General features: G+C 28.1%; 17 protein-coding genes, 4 tRNA genes, 1 other RNA gene and 1 pseudogene. 14 read left to right on the forward strand and 9 right to left on the reverse strand.

Annotated features, from left to right (window positions below; genetic code table 11):
- Positions 1-3 precede the first annotated feature (3 nt).
- From bhYOR_RS02225 to bhYOR_RS02250, 6 genes and pseudogenes are all read right to left on the reverse strand, one after another.
- Positions 4-2,064, reverse strand: coding sequence for a cation:proton antiporter domain-containing protein (locus bhYOR_RS02225; RefSeq protein WP_407933127.1), 2,061 nt, complete (start codon positions 2,062-2,064; stop codon positions 4-6).
- A gap of 56 nt (positions 2,065-2,120) precedes the next feature.
- Positions 2,121-2,402, reverse strand: a complete 282-nt coding sequence (locus bhYOR_RS02230; protein ID WP_025399775.1) for an HPr family phosphocarrier protein — start codon at positions 2,400-2,402, stop codon at positions 2,121-2,123.
- A 14-nt stretch (positions 2,403-2,416) separates the two neighbouring features.
- Positions 2,417-2,713: an HPF/RaiA family ribosome-associated protein gene (locus bhYOR_RS02235; RefSeq protein ID WP_025399776.1), complete on the reverse strand. Its 297-nt coding sequence runs from the start codon at positions 2,711-2,713 to the stop codon at positions 2,417-2,419.
- A pseudogene (gene rpoN, locus bhYOR_RS02240) lies at positions 2,703-3,960 on the reverse strand (RNA polymerase factor sigma-54). Before rpoN ends, bhYOR_RS02235 begins: the two are co-directional and overlap by 11 nt.
- A gap of 2 nt (positions 3,961-3,962) precedes the next feature.
- Positions 3,963-4,496 (reverse strand): chromate transporter, encoded by a 534-nt coding sequence (locus bhYOR_RS02245; RefSeq protein WP_025399777.1) that lies wholly within the window; start codon positions 4,494-4,496, stop codon positions 3,963-3,965.
- The gene (locus tag bhYOR_RS02250) at positions 4,493-5,077 is read right to left on the reverse strand and encodes a chromate transporter (RefSeq protein ID WP_025399778.1); all 585 of its coding nucleotides are present in this window, start codon (positions 5,075-5,077) and stop codon (positions 4,493-4,495) included. The genes bhYOR_RS02245 and bhYOR_RS02250 overlap by 4 nt, the downstream gene beginning before the upstream one ends.
- A gap of 176 nt (positions 5,078-5,253) precedes the next feature.
- Between bhYOR_RS02250 and bhYOR_RS02255 the strand changes: the two genes are divergently transcribed.
- Positions 5,254-6,120 carry a mechanosensitive ion channel family protein gene (locus bhYOR_RS02255; protein ID WP_025399779.1) on the forward strand — a complete coding sequence of 289 codons (867 nt, stop codon included), beginning with the start codon at positions 5,254-5,256 and terminating at the stop codon, positions 6,118-6,120.
- Here bhYOR_RS02255 and bhYOR_RS02260 read toward each other — a convergent pair.
- Entirely contained in the window at positions 6,117-7,268 is a 1,152-nt protein-coding gene (locus tag bhYOR_RS02260; RefSeq protein ID WP_025399780.1) for a glycosyltransferase, read from the reverse strand. The genes bhYOR_RS02255 and bhYOR_RS02260 overlap by 4 nt on opposite strands.
- A gap of 59 nt (positions 7,269-7,327) precedes the next feature.
- Here bhYOR_RS02260 and holA point away from each other — a divergent pair, with 59 nt between their 5' ends.
- The gene (gene holA / locus bhYOR_RS02265; protein WP_025399781.1) at positions 7,328-8,311 is read left to right on the forward strand and encodes a DNA polymerase III subunit delta; all 984 of its coding nucleotides are present in this window, start codon (positions 7,328-7,330) and stop codon (positions 8,309-8,311) included.
- A 142-nt stretch (positions 8,312-8,453) separates the two neighbouring features.
- Here the strand turns inward: holA and uvrC are convergent, their stop codons facing one another.
- Positions 8,454-10,262, reverse strand: a complete 1,809-nt coding sequence (gene uvrC / locus bhYOR_RS02270; protein WP_025434048.1) for an excinuclease ABC subunit UvrC — start codon at positions 10,260-10,262, stop codon at positions 8,454-8,456.
- Between the two features lie 120 nt (positions 10,263-10,382).
- On the opposite strand from uvrC, the gene bhYOR_RS02275 reads away from it, so the two are divergent.
- The 4 genes from bhYOR_RS02275 to bhYOR_RS02290 all read left to right on the forward strand — a co-directional run bounded on the left by bhYOR_RS02275 (position 10,383) and on the right by bhYOR_RS02290 (position 13,510).
- Entirely contained in the window at positions 10,383-11,900 is a 1,518-nt protein-coding gene (locus tag bhYOR_RS02275) for a fibronectin type III domain-containing protein (RefSeq protein ID WP_025399783.1), read from the forward strand.
- Positions 11,893-13,200 (forward strand): tetratricopeptide repeat protein, encoded by a 1,308-nt coding sequence (locus bhYOR_RS02280; RefSeq protein ID WP_025434049.1) that lies wholly within the window; start codon positions 11,893-11,895, stop codon positions 13,198-13,200. Before bhYOR_RS02275 ends, bhYOR_RS02280 begins: the two co-directional genes overlap by 8 nt.
- Positions 13,201-13,268: 68 nt before the next feature.
- Positions 13,269-13,357, forward strand: a tRNA-Ser gene (locus bhYOR_RS02285).
- A 66-nt stretch (positions 13,358-13,423) separates the two neighbouring features.
- A tRNA-Ser gene (locus tag bhYOR_RS02290) sits at positions 13,424-13,510 on the forward strand.
- 9 nt (positions 13,511-13,519) lie between these two features.
- On the opposite strand, the gene bhYOR_RS02295 is transcribed toward bhYOR_RS02290, so the two are convergent.
- Complete coding sequence (locus tag bhYOR_RS02295) at positions 13,520-14,230, reverse strand: DUF3298 domain-containing protein (protein WP_025434050.1); 711 nt, start codon at positions 14,228-14,230, stop codon at positions 13,520-13,522.
- A gap of 127 nt (positions 14,231-14,357) precedes the next feature.
- Between bhYOR_RS02295 and bhYOR_RS02300 the strand changes: the two genes are divergently transcribed.
- From bhYOR_RS02300 to bhYOR_RS02335, 8 genes are all read left to right on the forward strand, one after another.
- A tRNA-Arg gene (locus bhYOR_RS02300) sits at positions 14,358-14,431 on the forward strand.
- A gap of 15 nt (positions 14,432-14,446) precedes the next feature.
- Positions 14,447-14,533: transfer RNA gene (locus bhYOR_RS02305), tRNA-Ser, on the forward strand.
- Between the two features lie 2 nt (positions 14,534-14,535).
- Positions 14,536-14,633, forward strand: an RNA gene (gene ffs / locus bhYOR_RS02310) — signal recognition particle sRNA small type.
- A gap of 172 nt (positions 14,634-14,805) precedes the next feature.
- Positions 14,806-16,458: a DNA polymerase III subunit gamma/tau gene (gene dnaX / locus bhYOR_RS02315; protein ID WP_025399786.1), complete on the forward strand. Its 1,653-nt coding sequence runs from the start codon at positions 14,806-14,808 to the stop codon at positions 16,456-16,458.
- A 3-nt stretch (positions 16,459-16,461) separates the two neighbouring features.
- Entirely contained in the window at positions 16,462-16,761 is a 300-nt protein-coding gene (locus tag bhYOR_RS02320) for a YbaB/EbfC family nucleoid-associated protein (RefSeq protein ID WP_025399787.1), read from the forward strand.
- A 3-nt stretch (positions 16,762-16,764) separates the two neighbouring features.
- Entirely contained in the window at positions 16,765-17,349 is a 585-nt protein-coding gene (gene recR, locus bhYOR_RS02325; RefSeq protein WP_025399788.1) for a recombination mediator RecR, read from the forward strand.
- A 219-nt stretch (positions 17,350-17,568) separates the two neighbouring features.
- Positions 17,569-18,078 (forward strand): nucleoside-diphosphate kinase, encoded by a 510-nt coding sequence (locus bhYOR_RS02330; protein WP_025399789.1) that lies wholly within the window; start codon positions 17,569-17,571, stop codon positions 18,076-18,078.
- Between the two features lie 9 nt (positions 18,079-18,087).
- On the forward strand, positions 18,088-18,906 hold the full coding sequence (locus bhYOR_RS02335) for a DNA adenine methylase (RefSeq protein ID WP_071190277.1): 819 nt from the start codon (positions 18,088-18,090) through the stop codon (positions 18,904-18,906).
- The last annotated feature ends 171 nt before the right edge of the window (positions 18,907-19,077 follow it).

Consider the following 19,077-nt stretch of genomic DNA (forward strand, 5'->3'; position numbering starts at 1 on the left):
AATTTATCCTACTATTATATTATAAATTTCTTTATCGGTTTTAGCTTTAAGCATTGCTTTTTTATTAGAACCAACTTTACCCACAATAGATGATAAGATGCGTGGATAATTAACATGCTCTTTTGCTGGGTATAGTATTAATATAAATATATGGCTTAAATTGTTATCAATGGCATTAAAATCAATTCCATTATGACTGATTCCAATAGCAATATGCATTTTTTTAATTAAATTAGTCTTTAAATGAGGTATTGCAAATCCTTCTTTAAGGGCTGTAGTTATAAGTTTTTCTCTTTCCATTAAGTCTTGTAATATTGTTTCTTTATCAATTTCCACTTTTATTACACTGAGTAGTTCTCTTAATACTTCAATTTTATTTGTTGCTTTTAAATCTAAAATAATATTTTCCTTTTTAATTCTTTTATTTAGAGTGATATTACCGCGTATTTTTTCATAATTTATTGAGTAGTCTAATTTTTGTGCTTTCACAGAGACAGTTTTAACTTCTTCAGTTATTCTCTCTAAGTTTAAAATAGTTTCTCTAAATAAATCTTGTATGATAATTAGATGTTTGTTTGGACATTCAAATGTAATTTTGCTTCCTTCTCTTTTTATTGACAGTGAAATATCATTACGTCTTGCATTTATGTATTGTGAGAAGTCATTTTTTATTTGTTGAGTAAAAAATCCCTCGTTTCTAAGTTCATTTTTTAAATCCCATACAAGTATTTTTGTTAGGTTGTCATATTTAAATGATACTGTGATTTGGGTATTTTTTTCTGTTTTAATTTCTTTCTTTAAGCCATTTTTATTTATTTGGAATAGAATATTTATTATTGGTGTTGCAATAATTGTTGGCAAGAAGACTATGATTATTATCATTCCAAATATTTTTTGACTTATAAATTCAGAGGAAAGTGCTACATTTGCGATAATTAATGATATTTCACCTCTTGGAACCATTCCAAAAGCTATTCTTAGTGCACCTAGCTTGTTAAAGCCTAAGAAATATGATGGAATGAAACAATATATAAGTTTTGTTGCTATGGCTATGAGACTGAGCAGAGTTCCAAGTATTAAGACTTCTTTTGATAATATTACATTAATGTCGGCCATAAGCCCTATTGATGTAAAAAATACTGGTATAAAAAATCTTTCAAATATTGTTAATTTATCTTGGATTACACATACAATATCCGTTTTTGACATGGCAAGTCCAAATATGTAAGCCCCAATTACAAATGACATCCCTATGTTTTGAAAAAAGCTTGCAACAATAAAAGTGAAAGTAATAGTTATCACGGTTGCTAAAGTGACACTATTAAAGCTTTTGAGTAATTTTGAAATTGGTTCTGATAATAAGATTAATATAAATGTTAGACAAAACCAAATTAGTATGTTCTTAATTGTTGCTGTAATTGAGATTGCGATATCAAGATCTGAGAGTGATCTTGTTATCGTTATTACACTTGTTAGCATAATCATTGAGAGAACATCATCAATTATTGAAGTTGATATTATTGTAACTCCTTCTGATGTACTCATTTTTTTCTTGGCTGAGAGTATGCTTGCAGCAATTCCTGCAGAAGAAGGTGTTGCAATAATTCCTATAAAAAGAGCTGTGGAACTAATGAGTTGTACATCAAACAAAATAGTAGATATTAATGCAAAACTTGTAAAAGTACCAATGACTTCCGTTATCCCTATTAATCCCCCACGTGGTAAGAATTTAAGGAATAATTTTAAGTTGGTTTCAAGGCCCGCCATAAAGAGTAGTATGATTGAGGCTATTGTTGATATTGCAAATATTTCTTCATTTATTAAGTGATTCTCACCAACACTAATGATGCCTAATGGAAATAATAAAGGTATTTTAATCTTTCCAAGAAATGTTGGACTTAGAAGTATGCCTGCTGTTATTTGTCCTATTACCTTTGGGATTCCAAATTTGCCAACTAAGTTGCCAAGGAGACTAGATGATATTACAATAATTGCTAGACTCATTATGAAGGAAGAAATTTTGACGTCGATGTTATTGCCTGTATCTTTCATGTAGTCTGCCATTCCAAATGAAAGAATAGGATTTATGATAAATAATGTTTTATATAAGATATTTTTGTTCATTCTTTCATCTCTTTTTTAAAGTTTGATTTTAATAGTTCTGATAGTTTATCAATTATTTCAGTTGCTTCTTTGCCACTTGCGATGATTTTTATTTTTTCTTTATATATAACCCCAAGTATCATAATTTCAACTGTAGATTTAGCATCAGCTTCTCTTCCATCTTCTGTAACTAATTTTATATTACAAGAAGGGTATTTGCTTGCAAATTCTGCAATCATACTTGATGGCCTTGCATGAAGGCCTTCTTTATTAGTTATTTCAATTGTTATTGTTTGCATTTAATTTTACTTGTTTATTTTACTGTATCTTTTTTATTTTTTTCTTTATTTGCTGTATTTTGCAATCTTTCTATTAAGTTTTCTATTAAGGCATATAATTCTTTGCCCTCTTCTTTAATATGTATTATTTTCCCCCAATTAAAGTGAAGGTGAGCATCTATGTCGAAAATATCATTTTCTTTTTTTATTGTAATTTTGAGACTTTCTGAGTTTTGTTTAATGTGTGTCCCAAGTTTTTCTAATTTTTTTATAATAAAATCTTTTGTACTATTGCTTAAATGGTAATTAATAGCTTGTATTTTAGGTTCCATAAATTTCTCCTTCAAATTTTAATTCACTTCTATATTTATTTACAGTTCTTTTTGAAATAGTGATTCCTTTAGATTTTAGTATATCAGAAATTTGATTATCTACCATATTTTATTTTGTTCTAATATTCCCTTTATTATTAGTTTAATACTTAATTTTGAAAATTCATTTGTTTTAGCACCGCCTATTGAATTAAATAGTTTTCTAATTAAGATTGTGCCCAGTCGAATTTTAAGTATTTATTTTTTATTGTTCTTGATATAGTTGATTTTGATAGATTAATTTTTTCAGATATGTCAGCTAATTTTATTGGCCGTAGACTTTTGAAACCCCTTCGTAAGAATTCTTTTTGCAATGTATATATTGCTATTCCTATTTTAGCTAGTGTTTCATCTCTGTATCTTAAAGATTCAATTAACCATTTTGCTTGTTTATATTTTTTTTGAATCTTTAATTTCTTGTTTTTTAACGTCTTTTTTGAAAATGTTAACCCCTTTAATTTTTATCTTCAGTGCATTGCCTTTAGTTATAATAATGATATCTGGTTCAATATAGTTATTTGTATCATTTTTGTCTTTAAACTCAAATGTGGGATTAGGATTAAGCTTAAGTCTAATTGTGTTAAGAGCATCATTTAAATCTTGAGTGTTGATGTTAAGTTCTTCTTTTAGCTTGTCTTGAGTATTTTCAAGCAAGTCTGCTCTTTCAAGAATTTTAATTATATTGCTATCTAATTTATGATGTTTTGCTTGTAATATTAATGATTCTATGATGTTAGGTACGCAAATCCTATTGGAGCAAATTGTTGAATTAGTTTGATCATTTTAGTTACCTGAGGACAATCTTCTTCTTGAAAGAAATCATAAGGGTTGATTATATAAAATCCTTTGTTATTTAGATTATTTATTATGGTTTCTCCTATGTTAAGCTCAGCTTTGCTGAGTCTTTGAATTCTTAGTTGTAGTAAAAGATGTTTTTTAAGAAAAATTGTGAGTGATGTTTTAGCCAGTGCAATCTCATATTGTGTTTTATTATTATTATCATCTTCTTTGTAGAAAATTTTTTTAAATTTATAAGTTTTTAGTGTTTCGAAAAATATTTTATTTGAGTCTATTTGAAGGTATTCATTATTTTCAATTTCGTTTAATATAATTTTTATTAATTCTTGTTTGTCAAGACTTAGTATTTTGATTGTATTAATTTGTGTTATTTGTAATTTTTGTGTTAGTTCTAAGTTTTGTTTAATCATCTTTACATAAAAATATATAGTATTCCACTGGATATGATTAGTATTGCAGGAGTGATGTTTTTGTAAAGTAATATAATTATTAAGTTCAATCCTGCAAGTACAGAGCTTTTTAAAAGCCCTATATTATTATGGTTTGTTTTTAACAATATACTTTCAAATAAAATAACTATGGTCATTATCCATAATGCGATAATTACAGGTTTTAGGTTTTCGAGATAGTAATTTAAGAAGTTTATCTTATGCAGTATTAATGTTATAAGGGTAATAATTAATATTGGCGCAGTTATTAGAGCTATTGTGGCAGTTATTGCGCCGGTAATACCAGCTACTTTGGTGCCAACATATGTTGCTATATTGGTAGCAACAGGACCTGGAGTAATTCTAGATATTGTAATGATATTAATAAATTCTTCTTTTGTTATCCATCCCTTATTAGCAATGATTTCTTTATTAATTATCGTTGCGATGCCATTTCCTCCACCGAAATTTAAAATTCCTATTTTTAAAAATGTAATGAATAAATTTATTAGAATCAAATTTGTACCTTTTTTTGCATAAATATTTTCTTTACTGTATATGTTACCAAACATATTAATAAAAATGTTAGTAATATATGTGATAGATCTATATGAAATTTATATAGTGCATATGTTATTAATAAGCATGTTATCCATTTTCGCATTGATTTATTTAGCATTTTTTTTGAGAATTCGAATACGATCATTGACATTATCATTATTGATGATATTTTTGCACCTTCAAGGAATTTTTGAAAATAAATGTTATTTGGATTTAAGTTTATATAAAGGGCTATAATTGTTATTACAAATATGGATGGTAAGATCCCAGCAATAGTTAATATAATTGCACCTTTAAATCCTTTAAGTTTTTTACCAACTAAGAATGCAAAATTAATCGCTGTTACCCCAGGAATTACGTTTGATGTTGCCAATATTTCATTGAAGTCTTTCTCCGATATTAACTTTCTTTTATTGACGATTACTTTTCTAAGTTCGGATATTATTAATAAACCCCCGCCAATTGTGATTGTTGCTATTTTTAATACAAGAAAGAATAATGTTAGTAATTCGTATGATGTTTCTTTTGTTTTATTCATGCATTTCTTATCCTAACTTTAAAGGGTATTAAGTATTAAGATTAAATTACATTTTATCACAGTGACTATGTAATGCTGATTGTGATAGATGCTTTTATATATTAATTTTTTTTAGTAATACTTTTTGTAAAGATTGTGTTTTTCAATTATTTTTTTTACTATAACCATGGTAGCTTATGAATGAACAGTCAGAAACATTAAATTTATTTAAAGAAATATTTATTTTTCAGGATTATATTAATTCAATTTTTGAAACGGTACTAGGTTATGGATTAAAAGTTTTAGTAGCACTTTTAGTGTGGTACATTTTAAGATTTGTTATTAAGAGGATGGGTAAATTTTTTTTTAAGGCTTTTGAAAAATCTAAGTTGGAGACAAAACTAGATTCTACTGTTCTTAATTTTTTTAAGTCATTTTTTGCAGTGATGACAGATATGGTGTTAATTCTAGTGATTTTGCCTTATCTTGGTGTTCCTACCACTTCTATTTTTGCTATATTTGGATCTCTAGGTCTTGCAGTTGGTCTTGCTGCTCAAGGAATTTTATCTAACTTTGTTAGTGGATTTATTGTGCTAAATTCCAATTTTTTTAAAATCGGTGATTACATTAGCTGTGATGATGTTGAGGGTGAGGTAAATGATATTCAGATATTTTTTACTACACTTAAGACTGTAGATGGTAAGATTATTAAGATTCCAAATAGTAAGTTTACAAGTACATCGGTTACTAATTTTTCTGCAAATCCTAAAAGGAGGATTGCATTCAGTTTTCAAGTGCCTTATGATACAGATATTGATGTTCTTAAAAGCAAGATAGAAAATTTGGCATTCTCAATTAATAGAGAACAATATAGTGTTCAGGACCCCAGTGTTATTGTAAAGGAATATACGCCTTATTACGTAGTCATGCAAGTTAGATGTTTTGTAAAGACTGAGTTTTTTTGGGATTTTCAATATTTCATAGCAGAAAATATTAAAGGTATTTTAAGTGATATGGGAATAAAATTTCCCATTCATATTGTGGATTTTAGCAAATTGCATTAATATCTTGAGTTATTAATGATTTCGGAATAATACTGTTCAATTTTTTCTATAAAAAATGAGCTTGAGAACATCATAGATGTCTCTTCTGTATTTTTTTTTAAAGTTTGTAATTTTTCATTGTTTTCTATTATTTCTTTCATGTATTTGTATATATCCTCATAATTGTCTATTAAGAATCCATTTTGCCCTTGATGGATTATATTCTTGTATATTGTGTCATTAATAAGTACTGCAGGTATTCCGGCAGTTAATGCTTCAATTATTGTCATTGGATATACTTCGCTTCTTGATAGACTTGCAAATACATCGGATATTTTATAATAGTAATACATTTCTTCCCATGGAATTGTTCCAATTAGTATTATTTGTTTTTCAAGTCCATGTTGCTTTCTAAATTGCTTTACCTTAGTTTCTTCTTTGCCCCTTCCTATGAGGATAAGCTTGCAATTTTTGTTTTCAATTAAAAGTTTTTTTAAATGTTCCATTAATAAACATATATTTTTTTCTTTATTTATTCTTCCAACAGAGATTATGATTTTATCGTTTGTGCTTATTCCATATTTATTTAGAATTTCTTGTCTTTTTTCTTGACTTAGGTTTTTTATGAAAATTTTTCTGTCGACTCCATTTGGGATTATTTTGTAGTCAGCATTTTTTGCAAGATGAAAATATTTATCATGTGCCTTAGTTGATGGATAAATGAAATGATGAATTTGATCATAAAATTGCTTCATCATTTTGTCTGGTTTAATTAAGTATTTAAGAATTCCTAGATAATGTAGATAATAATCCCACATTGTATGGTTTGTATGAACGATTGGGATATTGTATTGTAGGGCGAATTTTTTTCCGATTTTCCCCATAGTGAATTCTGAATGCGTGTGAATTATTTCAGGTTTATATTCTTGTATTATATTTTTTATTTTCATCTCGTTTGGAAATGCTATGTTAGCATCTAATGTGCGGTTCAATTTGATTGAGAAGCATCTGTAAATATGTTCTTCTCTTAAGTCTGATTTTTGAGATTGTGGACAGAAAATATAAACGGTGTGACCTTTTCTTTCAAATCCTTCTTTAATTTGTTTTATAGATGTTGCTACTCCATTTTTGTTTGGAAGATATGTATCTGTGAATATTGCAATTTTCATATTTTATCCTAATAATTGGAGTATAACATATTTATTACTTGAATTATAATGTTATTTAAATGCAAGAAATTTATTTACTCTTAGGAAAAGAACAAGGATTAAAAGAAGCTTATTTAAATGATATTTTTAATAAGTTGAATGCTGATGATATATGTATTACTAAGCTTTTTATGTCTGAATTATCATCATATGAGCTTTCTGAGCGGCTTTTGACCAATTCTCTTTTTGCTAAAGGGGAAGTTTTTATTATTTATGAGTCTGAAAATTTAAAAAATAAGAAAGATTTAGAGTTAATTTATAGTACGATCTTAAAGCCTTTAAATAAGATTATTATTTTTATTTCTAATGAAAATTCAATCAGTTTTGATCCTAAAGGTTCTTTGAATATAGTTAAGAAAACTTTTTATGAGCTATCTGATACTGATAAGTTTGTATTTGTAAAGAAAAGTTTTTTAAAGCTTGGAATTAAAATTACAGATAAAGCCGTAAATTTAATGCTTTTTATGTTAGATGCAGATACTAGGATTTTGCAGTTTTATATAAATTCCTTTGCCCTTATGATTAAAAATAAAACCATTGATGAACATGATATAAATGCTTGGCTTAGCTTTGTGCGCATTGAGAATTCATTTTCATTATTTGAGTCAATTTTGGGAAAAGATATGGAGTGTGCTTTAGTTAAAGTTAAATCCATCCTGGAGCAAGGAGAAGATTTAATTAATATTTTAATGAGTCTTGGTTGGCAATTCAAAAAATTTTTAAAGATAAAAATGGATTATGAGAGTTCACATAACATTTCATCTGTCTTTAAAAAGCATAAAATATTTTTCTCACTAGAGAAAATTTATAAGATAGGACTTAAAAATTACTCAATTTTAGATATCAAATTTATTTTGAAAATATTACATAAGTTTGATCTATATGCAAGAATCTATGGTAAGAATATGCATTTAAATTTGTCATATTTTATGATATCAATATTATTAACCCAAGATGACACCATCCTTAATAATTTTTCTTTTAAATTTGAATGTAATTTTTAAAGTATTTGCTTATTTTAAATTGAATTTATGGACTTTTTAAGTATTGTTAATGGTATCTAACTTGAGAAAAGTTATGGACCTGGAACAAAGGTTAGAGATTGTCATTTTTTATCCGTTATTCTTAGTTATATGAAATGTGAAATTAAGATTTTATGGAATATGTATTTTTTAAATTTTGATTTTCTGAGAATTTTTTTATTTTTTTTGCCATTTTAATGGTTATTTTCATTTTCTTAGCTATTTCATCTTCCTTTAGGAGCAATATATCTTTGTATGTTCCAAGTGTTTTTAAAATATTTTTGGCTTTTTCTTCACCAATTCCTTTTATTTGACTATAATTCAATTTTATATTTTTGCGTAGTGTTTTATTAAAGCTGTTTGCTCTTCTGTGGGCTTCATCTCGAACATTTTGTAATATCTGAAGAGCAGGATTTCCTTTTGAAAGTTTAATACCTTGTGTTTTGTTTGGCAAAAATATTATTTCTTCTTTTTTTGCTAATGCACAAATAGCAACTTCATTTTCAATTTTTAATCTTTTTAAAATGGAATAAGCAGCACTTAATTGACCTTTTCCCCCATCGATTAATATTAAATCAGGTAATTCTAATTGCTCATTAATTAATTTTGAGTATCGCCTTGATATAACTTCTTTTATTGCCTTAAAATCATCAATCTCACCAGTATCTAATGAGTTGATTTTATAAACTCTATATCCATCTTTAAAAGGTTTGCCTGTTTTAAAGCTAACAAGAGATGCTACTGTTTTATGCCCATTAAGATGAGAAATATCAAATCCCTCAATTGTCTTTGGTAGTTTTGTCATTTCAAGAATGTTTTTTAGACTTTCTAGTGCTCTATTTTTTTCATTATCATATGTTCTTAATGCGATTTTTGCATTAGAAATTGCCATTTCCATTATCTTTATAGTCTCTTTAGTTTCTTCGCAGATTATTTCAGTTTTTGTACTTTTAAGTTCGTTTATTAGTTTTGTAATATTTTCAGTCTCAATTTTTTTAAAAATATATATTTTATCTGGTACTATCATGTTTAGGGCTGTATAGTATTGTGTTATAAATTTTGCTGTTAGCTCATCCTCTTCATATATGCTTTCATCAAAATTTATGTCTTTTTCTACTAGTTTGCCGTCTTTGTATTTAAGTATTACTATCACATTGAAACTATCAGTTTGATGAATGTATATATAGTCTGCACTAAGTTTATTCATTCTTGTAATTATTTGTGTTTGACTTATCTCAATTAATGATCTTTTAGTTTCTTTTAACTTTATTGCTGCTTCAAAATTTTCCTTTTTAATTACTTCTTTCATTTTTATTTCAGTTTCATCTAAAAGTTTAGATATCTCTCCATTTAAGATATGTCTTATTTTATCTACTTCTTTTTTGTATTGTTCTTCAAGATCTTCTCTGTAGCATACTCCAAGACATTGCCCCATGTGAAAATAAAGACAGGGGGTTTTTGATTTCTTTTTGCATTTTCTAGTTTTAAATGTTTTGTTAATAAGATCTAATACTAAATCTAGGTTTTTTGCATTAACATATGGACCGAAGTATTCACTTCCATCATTTATGATTTTTCTAGTTTTAAATATTCTTGGGTATTTCTCGCAAGTTATTCTTATCATAGGATACCCTTTATCGTCTTTTAACTTGATATTATAGTCTGGTTTGTGTTCCTTGATTAAGTTGCATTCTAAGAGTAGAGCCTCATATTCACTGTTTGTGGTAATTATTTCTATATTTGCTACATTGCTCATTAGTATTTTTGTTTTATGGCTGATTCTTTTTAGAAAGTAGTTTTTTACTCTTGCTCTTAAGTTTTTTGCTTTTCCAATGTATAGTATTTTCTTGTTTTGTGAGTACATCTTATAACATCCACTTGTTGTTGGTAATTCTTGTACTTTTTTGTGTAAGTGGTTTAAATGTTCTCTCATATTGCGTCTATCATTGCTTTTAAATAATCATTTTTATTTTTGTGATATAATATTATATCATATTTGAATTATTGTATATTTTTTTAATTCTTTTTGTATTGAAAAAGATAAAGGTCTGTAATGAGATTGATTTTTATATTTGTGCTGTTTTGTTCGTGTATTGCTAGTGTTTTTTCTCAGGAACTTAAGTTGATTCTTAATGCTAAGGATGGATTTAAATTTATTCAGGAAGCCCATAATGTTAGCTTTGCAAAAGGTAATAGAGATGTTCTTGGAATTTATTTGGATAGATATAAGGGAATTTTAGATTTTAATAGTGTTGATTTTAGATTAGAAATAGAAAAAGACAATATTGTTAAGGATGCTGCTTTAAACTATTTTGTTGATTCAAGTAATGCAAAGATTTCAAATTCTTTTCATAATATTTCAGGTAATTCTTTAATTTTTTATTCAAGTCGAAATACTATTAAGTTTAAACCATTAACAAAAAAGGCTTTCTTTTATTCAGGTAATGTAATTTCTGATTTTACTATCCAGTTTTGGGCATACCGTTCTACTTCTGTTACCGGGGAGGTTATTGTAAGTTGGAACGGGTATAAGAATATTAAAGGTGTTTGGCTAGATCAAGCCATTCGGTTAGAGAGTGAAGGCGGAACTTTTGTTTGGAATTTTAATAATGTGTTTTTAAATAATAATGGAGAACCGATCAAGATTAAGCTAAAGAGCGATGATGATTTTATTCCAAAAGAGTGGCATTTGCATACTGTTAGGTATAAGCAAAAAGATGGGTTATTGGAATATTTAATAGACTCTAAGCCCCAGGCTATAGAGTATGTTACTGCTGATAAGAGAGAAGGTTCCGGTTATTTGTTAAATATTGGTAATTTTATTGATTTTGCATTGGGGCAGTATTTTACAGGGGCTATTGAGAATTTTGAAATTCATAAAAGTTTTGAAGACGTAAGTAATGCTTTTTTTTCAAGAGATAAGGGATATATTATTACAGAACCAATCAAGCTATCTAAGGATTATTCTCAAATTTTATCTATTGAATTTGATAGTGTAAAGCCAAAAAACACAGATATTTTTTATTATTATAGGTTGGATAATAAGGTTTTTTATGAAACAGGTAAGAATGGAGAGATAAAAAAGAATTTAACAGGGGATTGGATTTATTTTGATCCTAAAAATGGATTTCCTAAGTTTAATGTATCAAAATATATTCAAATTAAGGCCGAATTTTATCCAAGCGGTGACCCTGTAGAGAGTCCGGCTCTTTATGGCATGATTGTTGCTTATATACCTGAGGCCGCACCTTTTCCGCCTCTAATAACAAAAGCTGTCCCAGGATCTGGTGAGATATTGATTGAATGGTTTCCAGTTATTAATAGTAACATTGGTGGCTATTATATTTATATTGGCGTTAGTCCTGGTAATTATCATGGTAAAGCCGGGAGCATTTTTACATCTCCTATTGATGTTGGTAATCAGACTTCTTTTAGAATTACAGGTCTTGAGAATGGAAGACTTTATTATATTAGCGTTGCTTCTTATAATTTAGACAAGAGTGTAAATGAAGCATCTTTTTCAAAAGAGATTTCTGTCAGACCTATGGAGTTTTTTGAGCAATATGAATAGTATTAATTTTGAGCAGGCTTTAGAGCTTTATAAAAAGGGTGATTTTAAGAATGCTCTTTTAAATCTTGATGTTTTTGATGATAGTTTTGATTCTCTATCTCTTAAGTCTTTAATTTATTTTAAATTAAAGGATTATAAGGCACTTCTATATGTATTAGATACTTATCCTATTTTAAGTGAGTATAATTTTTTAATTAAACTTTTACATTATGGTAAATTTGAGGGGCAAAAAGATGAATTTAGTTATTTTCAAAATTATAATCTTGGTGTTTTTTATTTTGGATTAAAAGATTATGAAACCTCTTTGAGTTATTTTTTAAAAGCCAATAAGCAACATCCTAGCTTGATTCAGGCTATTAATAATGCTGCTATTTTGTTTGAGATCTTGGGCAAGAAAGATGAGGCTATCCAAATGATTGCTAAAGCTGTTGATGTGGATAAAAATAATGCTCTTGTTAAATTGAATTCTTGGTTTTTAAAAAATAATTGTATATTCAAGAGTGCTAAACCATTTGAGATAGATGAGAGTTTTAAAGAGGCTAATCTTTCTCTTATTATTAATTATTTAATGTATTATCTTTATTTTATTGGAGAGATCAGTGGTGCAGTTAAACTTTCCGAGAAATTTTTAACAGATTCGAGTTATTCTAAATATATTTGGCATAATAGAGCAACTATTTTGCATAAAATAGGTAATATGACCCAAGCCACTAAATCCTATGTAAAAGCTATTTTAAGTTTTCCTAATATTTACACAATATATAATATGCATATTGCTACAATAGAGCTTTTGAATTTTTCTCCTAAGAGAGCTATTGATAGAATGTTGTTAGATTATCCTAATATGGATTCAGTTTATTTTTATGCGTTTTTATTTTTTTTAAGGAATCGTGAGCTTGAAGATGCTCATTTTTATCTTAAAAAGCTTTGTGAAATTAAACCAGATACTTATTCTGCATTTTTAAATTTGCTTGAATCTAGAGAAGATATTTTGCTTGAAGAACTCTTAGACGAGTTTGCAATGTTTTTAAAAGGCAAATGGACGTTGGAATATTTGTTCTTTATTGACAATTCCTTGAATTTAAAAGATCCTGTTTTTGTATTTGATTATAATACTAGACTGTGTCCATATATTTGGAAAATTAGAGATGAACATATTGAACTTAGAGCTAGCAACAATGAAGTGGAAATTACTGAGAAAATTTTTTCAGATGAACTTACACGAATTAAATTGGATGTTGCAATTAAAGAGATTAGAGATTTAATTGAGGCTTATAGAGATTTTAGAATCAATTATTAAGACGTTAAAAGTTATTTTTTGTTGACAATATAATGACTCTAATATACTATTTATTAGTATACTTTCAAGGAGAGATGCCAGAGTGGCCGAATGGGGCTTCCTGCTAAGAAGTTGTCCTTTTAAAAGGGGACCATGGGTTCGAATCCCATTCTCTCCGTAAGAGTTTTTGTTAAGGTTTATCTTGACAAAGATTTCTTGAGTTTATTATTATGATAATAATTTAGGAGAGGTGGCAGAGTGGTTGAATGCTACGGTCTTGAAAACCGTCGTGGGTATAAGCCTACCGTGAGTTCGAATCTCACCCTCTCCGTTTTTTATTTTACTTTGAGCATATTGGACAATCTGTTTCCTGGCTTTCGGTATTGTTATCGATTGGAAAGATAAATTCAACTTTTTCGTCTACGTGTGGGCGTATTACGATCGGGTCATAAAAAATTACTACATTATTGTTTTTAAAGTAATATTTATATTGTTTAAAAGTTTTTTCAAATTCTTTTTCAAATTCAGCTTGATTATCAGAATGAATGCCAAATTTTCTAAAATCTTTTTCTACCTGTTCTCTTAATACTTGCATCAAAGAGTCTAATTGATCTTTTGAAATTATGTCTTTAAGTTTTATTTTTTCTTTTCCCCTTAAATTAATTGGATGATATGTTGTAAGTCCATTTGCATCATATTTGTCTATTGTGTATTGGCTATATAGAACTGATGTTATTTTAAGGTCTGGGTTTTTGAATATTTCAAAGTCAGAGTGATAAGAAAATTCATAGGCATATTCTTTAGATTTTTTTGTTTTAAGTAATTCGGTTTTATAAATTTTCCATTTTTGTATGAACTCTTCAAATCCAAGTTCTAGGCCTTCTATGGTGGGAATTTGAGCATCGATGTAAAAAATATTATTATTCTCATCAGTAATGGTTTCTTTGATAATTTTTGTTTCAATATTAATTTCAGCGCTTTTTGTTTGTTCCTCATGTTTTGTACATGACATCATTAATAAGAATATTGCTATTATGAGTTTAATTGCCATTTATTACTCCTTTTTTATAAATGAATCAATATTGTAATTTTTTTAAGAATATTTTTGACTTTTTTATAAGTTTGATTTTATTGTAATAAATAATAATTTTTATTACAATAAAATCAAATGTTTGTTTGTGCCCATAGCTCAGCTGGATAGAGCATTAGATTGCGGTTCTGAAGGTCAGAGGTTCAAATCCTCTTGGGCACGGAAGTCGTTGGTTTTGGAGAGATGGCCGAGCGGCTGAAGGCGCACGCTTGGAAAGCGTGTATACATGAAAATGTATCATGGGTTCGAATCCCATTTTCTCCGGTTCCTAGGATCCGCACTATTGGGTGTTACCTAATCCCGTCAGGACTGGAAGGTAGCAGCGGTAAGTAATTACTCAATGAGTGCGTACGTCTTAGGATAAATTTATTTTGGTTTAGTAGGCAAGTCTGCTTTTATAGAGTTAGTACTTGATATTAAGTATTGATGTTATATTATACATATTGTAAAAAATGATATTTTTATTGTTTTGATGCTTTTGATTTTGTGTAATTTAAGGTTTAAGTGAGATTTTTATTAGTGTATGGGGAGATGGGATGATATCTGCAAGAGGTACTGCCATTAAGAGGCGTCCTAGAGATTTTAATTCTCTTGAGGGGCAAGATTTTGTTGTTGAGACCTTAAAACATTCAATAGAAAATAACAGAATAGCAAATGCTTATATATTTTCAGGACCACGAGGAGTTGGTAAGACTTCTTCTGCAAGGGCTTTTGCACGGTGTTTAAATTGCCAGGCAGGGCCAACAGTTATGCCTTGTGGTGTGTGTTTCAGTTGTAAATCTATTGATAATGATAATAGCCTTGATATTATTGAGATTGATGGTGCTTCAAATACTTCTGTTCAAGATGTTAGACAAATTAAAGAAGAGATAATGTTTCCTCCTGCCAGTTCTAGGTATAGGGTTTACATTATTGATGAAGTACATATGCTTTCAAATTCTGCTTTCAATGCTCTTTTAAAAACAATTGAAGAACCTCCTAGTTATATTGTTTTTATTTTTGCTACGACAGAGGTACATAAGCTTCCAGATACGATAAAGAGTAGGTGCCAGCATTTTAATTTTAGACTTTTACCTTTAGAGAAGATTTATGAGATGTTAAAGCATGTTTGCCTTGAAGATAATATTAAATATGAGGATGAGGCTTTAAGGTGGATTGCTTATAAGAGTGGGGGGAGTGTAAGGGATGCTTATACTCTCTTTGATCAAATTGTATCATTAAGTAATTCCGACATTAAATTTGAACAAATCAAATCTAAGATGGGATTGACCAATGATGAATTTTTAGAAAAATTGGCATTAAGCATTCTTAATGATGATTTAAAGGAATTGCTTTGTGTTTTAGATGCTGTATTTTTAACAGGGATTTCATGTGAGCAATTTCTTCTTGATGCAATTGAGTTTTTTAGAGAGATATTATTTCTGAAATTAGATATTAAAAATCTTATGTTTATTGGTATTAAACTTAAGAGTTTGGAAGAAAAATTATTAAGTTTTGATTTGAATCATGTTGAGAGAAGTATTAGTGTATTACTTGAAACTTATAGGAATTTGCAGTTTTCAGTAAGTCCTAAATATGAACTTGAGATCAGTTTTATTAAGATACTTAGGCTTAAAGATTATGTATCTAGTCATGTTTTAATTAAGCAAATTCAAGATATCGAAGCTAAGGTGCTTGATGAGGTTAGTTTTGATGTAAATGATGTTGATGTTGATACTGATTTAAAATCAGAATTAGGCAATATTCCTTCAGTAGACCCAGTAAAAGTGGGGTTAAGTAAAATTGAGCCTGTATTAAAGATGGAAGTTAAAGAGTCTACACGTCTTGACTTTGATGCTGGTGATGATATTGATGAGATTTTTATAGAGACAAAAGATAGTTTTGATAAGGTAGATGATAATGATAAAATTAAAGAAAGTTTTATTTATTTAGTATCTAAGTATGTTCAAACTTTAGTATATTCAGGAGAAATTTTGATTGACAATGGTGTGCTTTATTATAAAATTTTTAGTGGATTTGAGTATAATCAGCTTCAAGCTTATCAGAATGAAATAAGAGCTGAATTTTGTAAAGAATTTCCTAGATTGAATGTTATATTTCAGAAGCAGTTTAAAGATAATGATGATGAGTTTGATAATGAGGTACTTAGGATCAAAAACATTTTTGGAGCAAGTGAGGTGAAAAATTAGGATATGGCAGTAAATCCATTAGATTTTTTAAAAAATATGACAAGCTTTAAAGATAATATTGATAATATTAAAAAAGAAATATCTCAAATTGTTGTCTGTGGTAGGGCAGGAAGCGATGTTATCGTTGTTGAGATGAATGGAGAATTTCTTGTTAAGAAAGTTTCAATTAAAGAAGAATTTTTTAGTGATTTAGATAATGAGGCTCTTGAGCACATGATAAAATCGGCTTTTAATGATGCTATTTCTAAGGTTAAGGAAGAGATAAAATCAAAAACAATGGGTTCTATGCCATTTGGGATTTAAGATTTGATTATACAAGATTTAATTGTTTTAGTTTCTAAGTTGCCAGGTATAGGTAAAAAGACAGCATCACGAATGGTTTATGATATTTTGTATAAGGGTGAGGAGTATGCAAAAAATTTGGGACAAATTTTAAGCAATCTCCATTCTAGCATCAAAAAATGTAAAAGTTGTTACAACTTTGCTGAGGAAGAATTTTGTGATATTTGTATGGATTTAAGTAGGAATAAAGATGTGATTTGTGTTGTGGAGATGCCGCAAGATTTAGAGGTTATTGAATCTACTGGGGAATATGATGGATTTTATTTTGTACTTCATGGTCATCTTGATCCTTTAAAAGATATTGGCCCAAATAGATTAAATCTTGATAAGTTAGAAGGTTATGTTAGTGCCCTTGGGGCTCAGGAAGTAATTATTGCTACAGAATTTAGCATTGAAGGGGATGTAACTGCAAATTATATTAGTAGTATTTTAAAGAATTTGGATATTAATGTTACAAGAATAGCATCTGGTCTTCCTGTTGGAGGTAGCATTAGTAATGCAGATAAAATGACTACTCTGAGGGCTTTGCGTTTAAGATTTAATATGTAAGATTTAAAAGGCATTTATTTTTTATAGATTTTAAAATTGTTTCAAGTGATTTTTGCTCATTTCAAGTATTAATTTTAATTTTTTAATTTATAGTTTGAGAATTAAAGTTTATTTATAGGCTTATTTTTTTATTTATTCTTTTGAACCAGATGTTTATAAAGTCAATAACTTATATCTTATAATTAACTTGAATTGTAATGAAAACATTGGGAGGTTTTTATGTCTACTTTAATACAAAAAACTTTATGTATTATTAAACCTGATGGTGTTAGAAGGGGTTTGATTGGTAATGTAATTTCTAGATTTGAGAAGGCAGGATTGAAAATTGTGGCTGCTAAGATGACTTTAGTTAATAGAGCAATGGCCGAGATTCATTATCTTTATGATGATATTGCCATAAGGCATGGCGAGTTTGTTTGGCGATCTTTAATTGATTTTATAATTAGTTCACCAGTTTTTGTGTTTGTTATTGAAGGTGTTGAAGCTGTTGAGGTTGTTAGAAAATTTTGTGGTTCTACAGAACCAAAAATGGCTTCTCTTGGGACAATAAGGGGTGATTTTGCTTATCATAGTTTTAACTATGCGAATGAGAAAAAGTTTGCAGTTTATAATGTAATTCATGCTTCTGCTAGTGTTGATGATGCTCTTCGTGAAATACCCATTTGGTTTAAAGAAGATGAAATTTTCACTTATAAAAGAAATGATGAGCTTGAACATTATTATGGTTAAAATATTAATATGAGCGTTGCAATACGACCTGTTTTGAAATGGGCTGGTGGTAAGAAAAATTTATTGAAAGTTATTTTAAATAATATTCCCCTTTCTTTTAATAATTATATTGAACCTTTTGTAGGAGGAGGGGCATTATTTTTTGCTTTGAATTTGAAAAATTCAATTATTAATGATATAAATTCTAATTTGATTAATTTTTATAGGGAAATTGCCTATAATTTGGATAATTTTCTATTAGAGGTTGAAAAATATAATAATGCTCCTTTAACTAAGGAGCATTATGTTCATATTAGAAATAGTTTTAATAATGAAGATTTAACTAATTTAGAGAAGGCATGTATTTTTCTTTATTTGAATAAAACTTGTTATAATGGTCTTTATAGAGAAAATGGAGATGGGAGATTTAATACTCCTTTTGGTAAATATAAAAAGATTAGTCTTTATGAAATTAAAAATTTACAATTGGCTTCTAAGCTTCTACGGGAGGTTAAAGTTTTAAGTCTAGATTTTTTTTGTTTACTTGATTTAATTAAAAAAGATGATTTTGTTTATCTTGATCCACCTTATATACCTTATTCAAAGACAAGTAATTTTACAAATTATAGTAGATATGGATTTGATGTTAAAATGCATGAAAAATTACTACATTTTTGTGAGGAAATAGATAAAAAAGGGGCTAAGTTTTTGCTTTCAAATTCTAATACCGAGTTTAGTCTTGGGCTATATAAAAACTATAATGTTACTTTTGTTGATTCTAAAAGATTTATTAATGCAAATCCAGTTGGGCGTGGTAGTATAAGGGAAATTCTAGTGAAAAATTTTTAGTAGTATTGCATAATTGTTATAGTATTTGTGGATAGGCATAAATATGAGTTGTTTAAATGGAAGCAGAGATTTTATATAGGTTGAGTAATTTATATTATAAATTTTAGATTTAAATGATAGCGGATAATAATTGTCTGAATCTGGTGAATGAGAGCCATATTGAGATTTTGA

The organism is Borrelia nietonii YOR (assembly GCF_023035795.1).
Classification (GTDB): Bacteria; Spirochaetota; Spirochaetia; order Borreliales; family Borreliaceae; genus Borrelia; species Borrelia hermsii.

Bases quoted from the DNA above. Each gene is read 5' to 3' on its own strand.
- bhYOR_RS02225 (WP_407933127.1), bottom strand. From the start codon at position 2,064: ATGGCAGACTACATGAAAGATACAGGCAATAACATCGACGTCAAAATT.
- bhYOR_RS02230 (WP_025399775.1), bottom strand. From the start codon at position 2,402: ATGCAAACAATAACAATTGAAATAACTAATAAAGAAGGCCTTCATGCA.
- bhYOR_RS02235 (WP_025399776.1), bottom strand. From the start codon at position 2,713: ATGGAACCTAAAATACAAGCTATTAATTACCATTTAAGCAATAGTACA.
- bhYOR_RS02250 (WP_025399778.1), bottom strand. From the start codon at position 5,077: ATGAATAAAACAAAAGAAACATCATACGAATTACTAACATTATTCTTT.
- bhYOR_RS02255 (WP_025399779.1), top strand. From the start codon at position 5,254: ATGAATGAACAGTCAGAAACATTAAATTTATTTAAAGAAATATTTATT.
- bhYOR_RS02260 (WP_025399780.1), bottom strand. From the start codon at position 7,268: ATGAAAATTGCAATATTCACAGATACATATCTTCCAAACAAAAATGGA.
- holA (WP_025399781.1), top strand. From the start codon at position 7,328: ATGCAAGAAATTTATTTACTCTTAGGAAAAGAACAAGGATTAAAAGAA.
- uvrC (WP_025434048.1), bottom strand. From the start codon at position 10,262: ATGAGAGAACATTTAAACCACTTACACAAAAAAGTACAAGAATTACCA.
- bhYOR_RS02275 (WP_025399783.1), top strand. From the start codon at position 10,383: ATGAGATTGATTTTTATATTTGTGCTGTTTTGTTCGTGTATTGCTAGT.
- bhYOR_RS02280 (WP_025434049.1), top strand. From the start codon at position 11,893: ATGAATAGTATTAATTTTGAGCAGGCTTTAGAGCTTTATAAAAAGGGT.
- bhYOR_RS02295 (WP_025434050.1), bottom strand. From the start codon at position 14,230: ATGGCAATTAAACTCATAATAGCAATATTCTTATTAATGATGTCATGT.
- dnaX (WP_025399786.1), top strand. From the start codon at position 14,806: ATGATATCTGCAAGAGGTACTGCCATTAAGAGGCGTCCTAGAGATTTT.
- bhYOR_RS02320 (WP_025399787.1), top strand. From the start codon at position 16,462: ATGGCAGTAAATCCATTAGATTTTTTAAAAAATATGACAAGCTTTAAA.
- bhYOR_RS02330 (WP_025399789.1), top strand. From the start codon at position 17,569: ATGTCTACTTTAATACAAAAAACTTTATGTATTATTAAACCTGATGGT.
- bhYOR_RS02335 (WP_071190277.1), top strand. From the start codon at position 18,088: ATGAGCGTTGCAATACGACCTGTTTTGAAATGGGCTGGTGGTAAGAAA.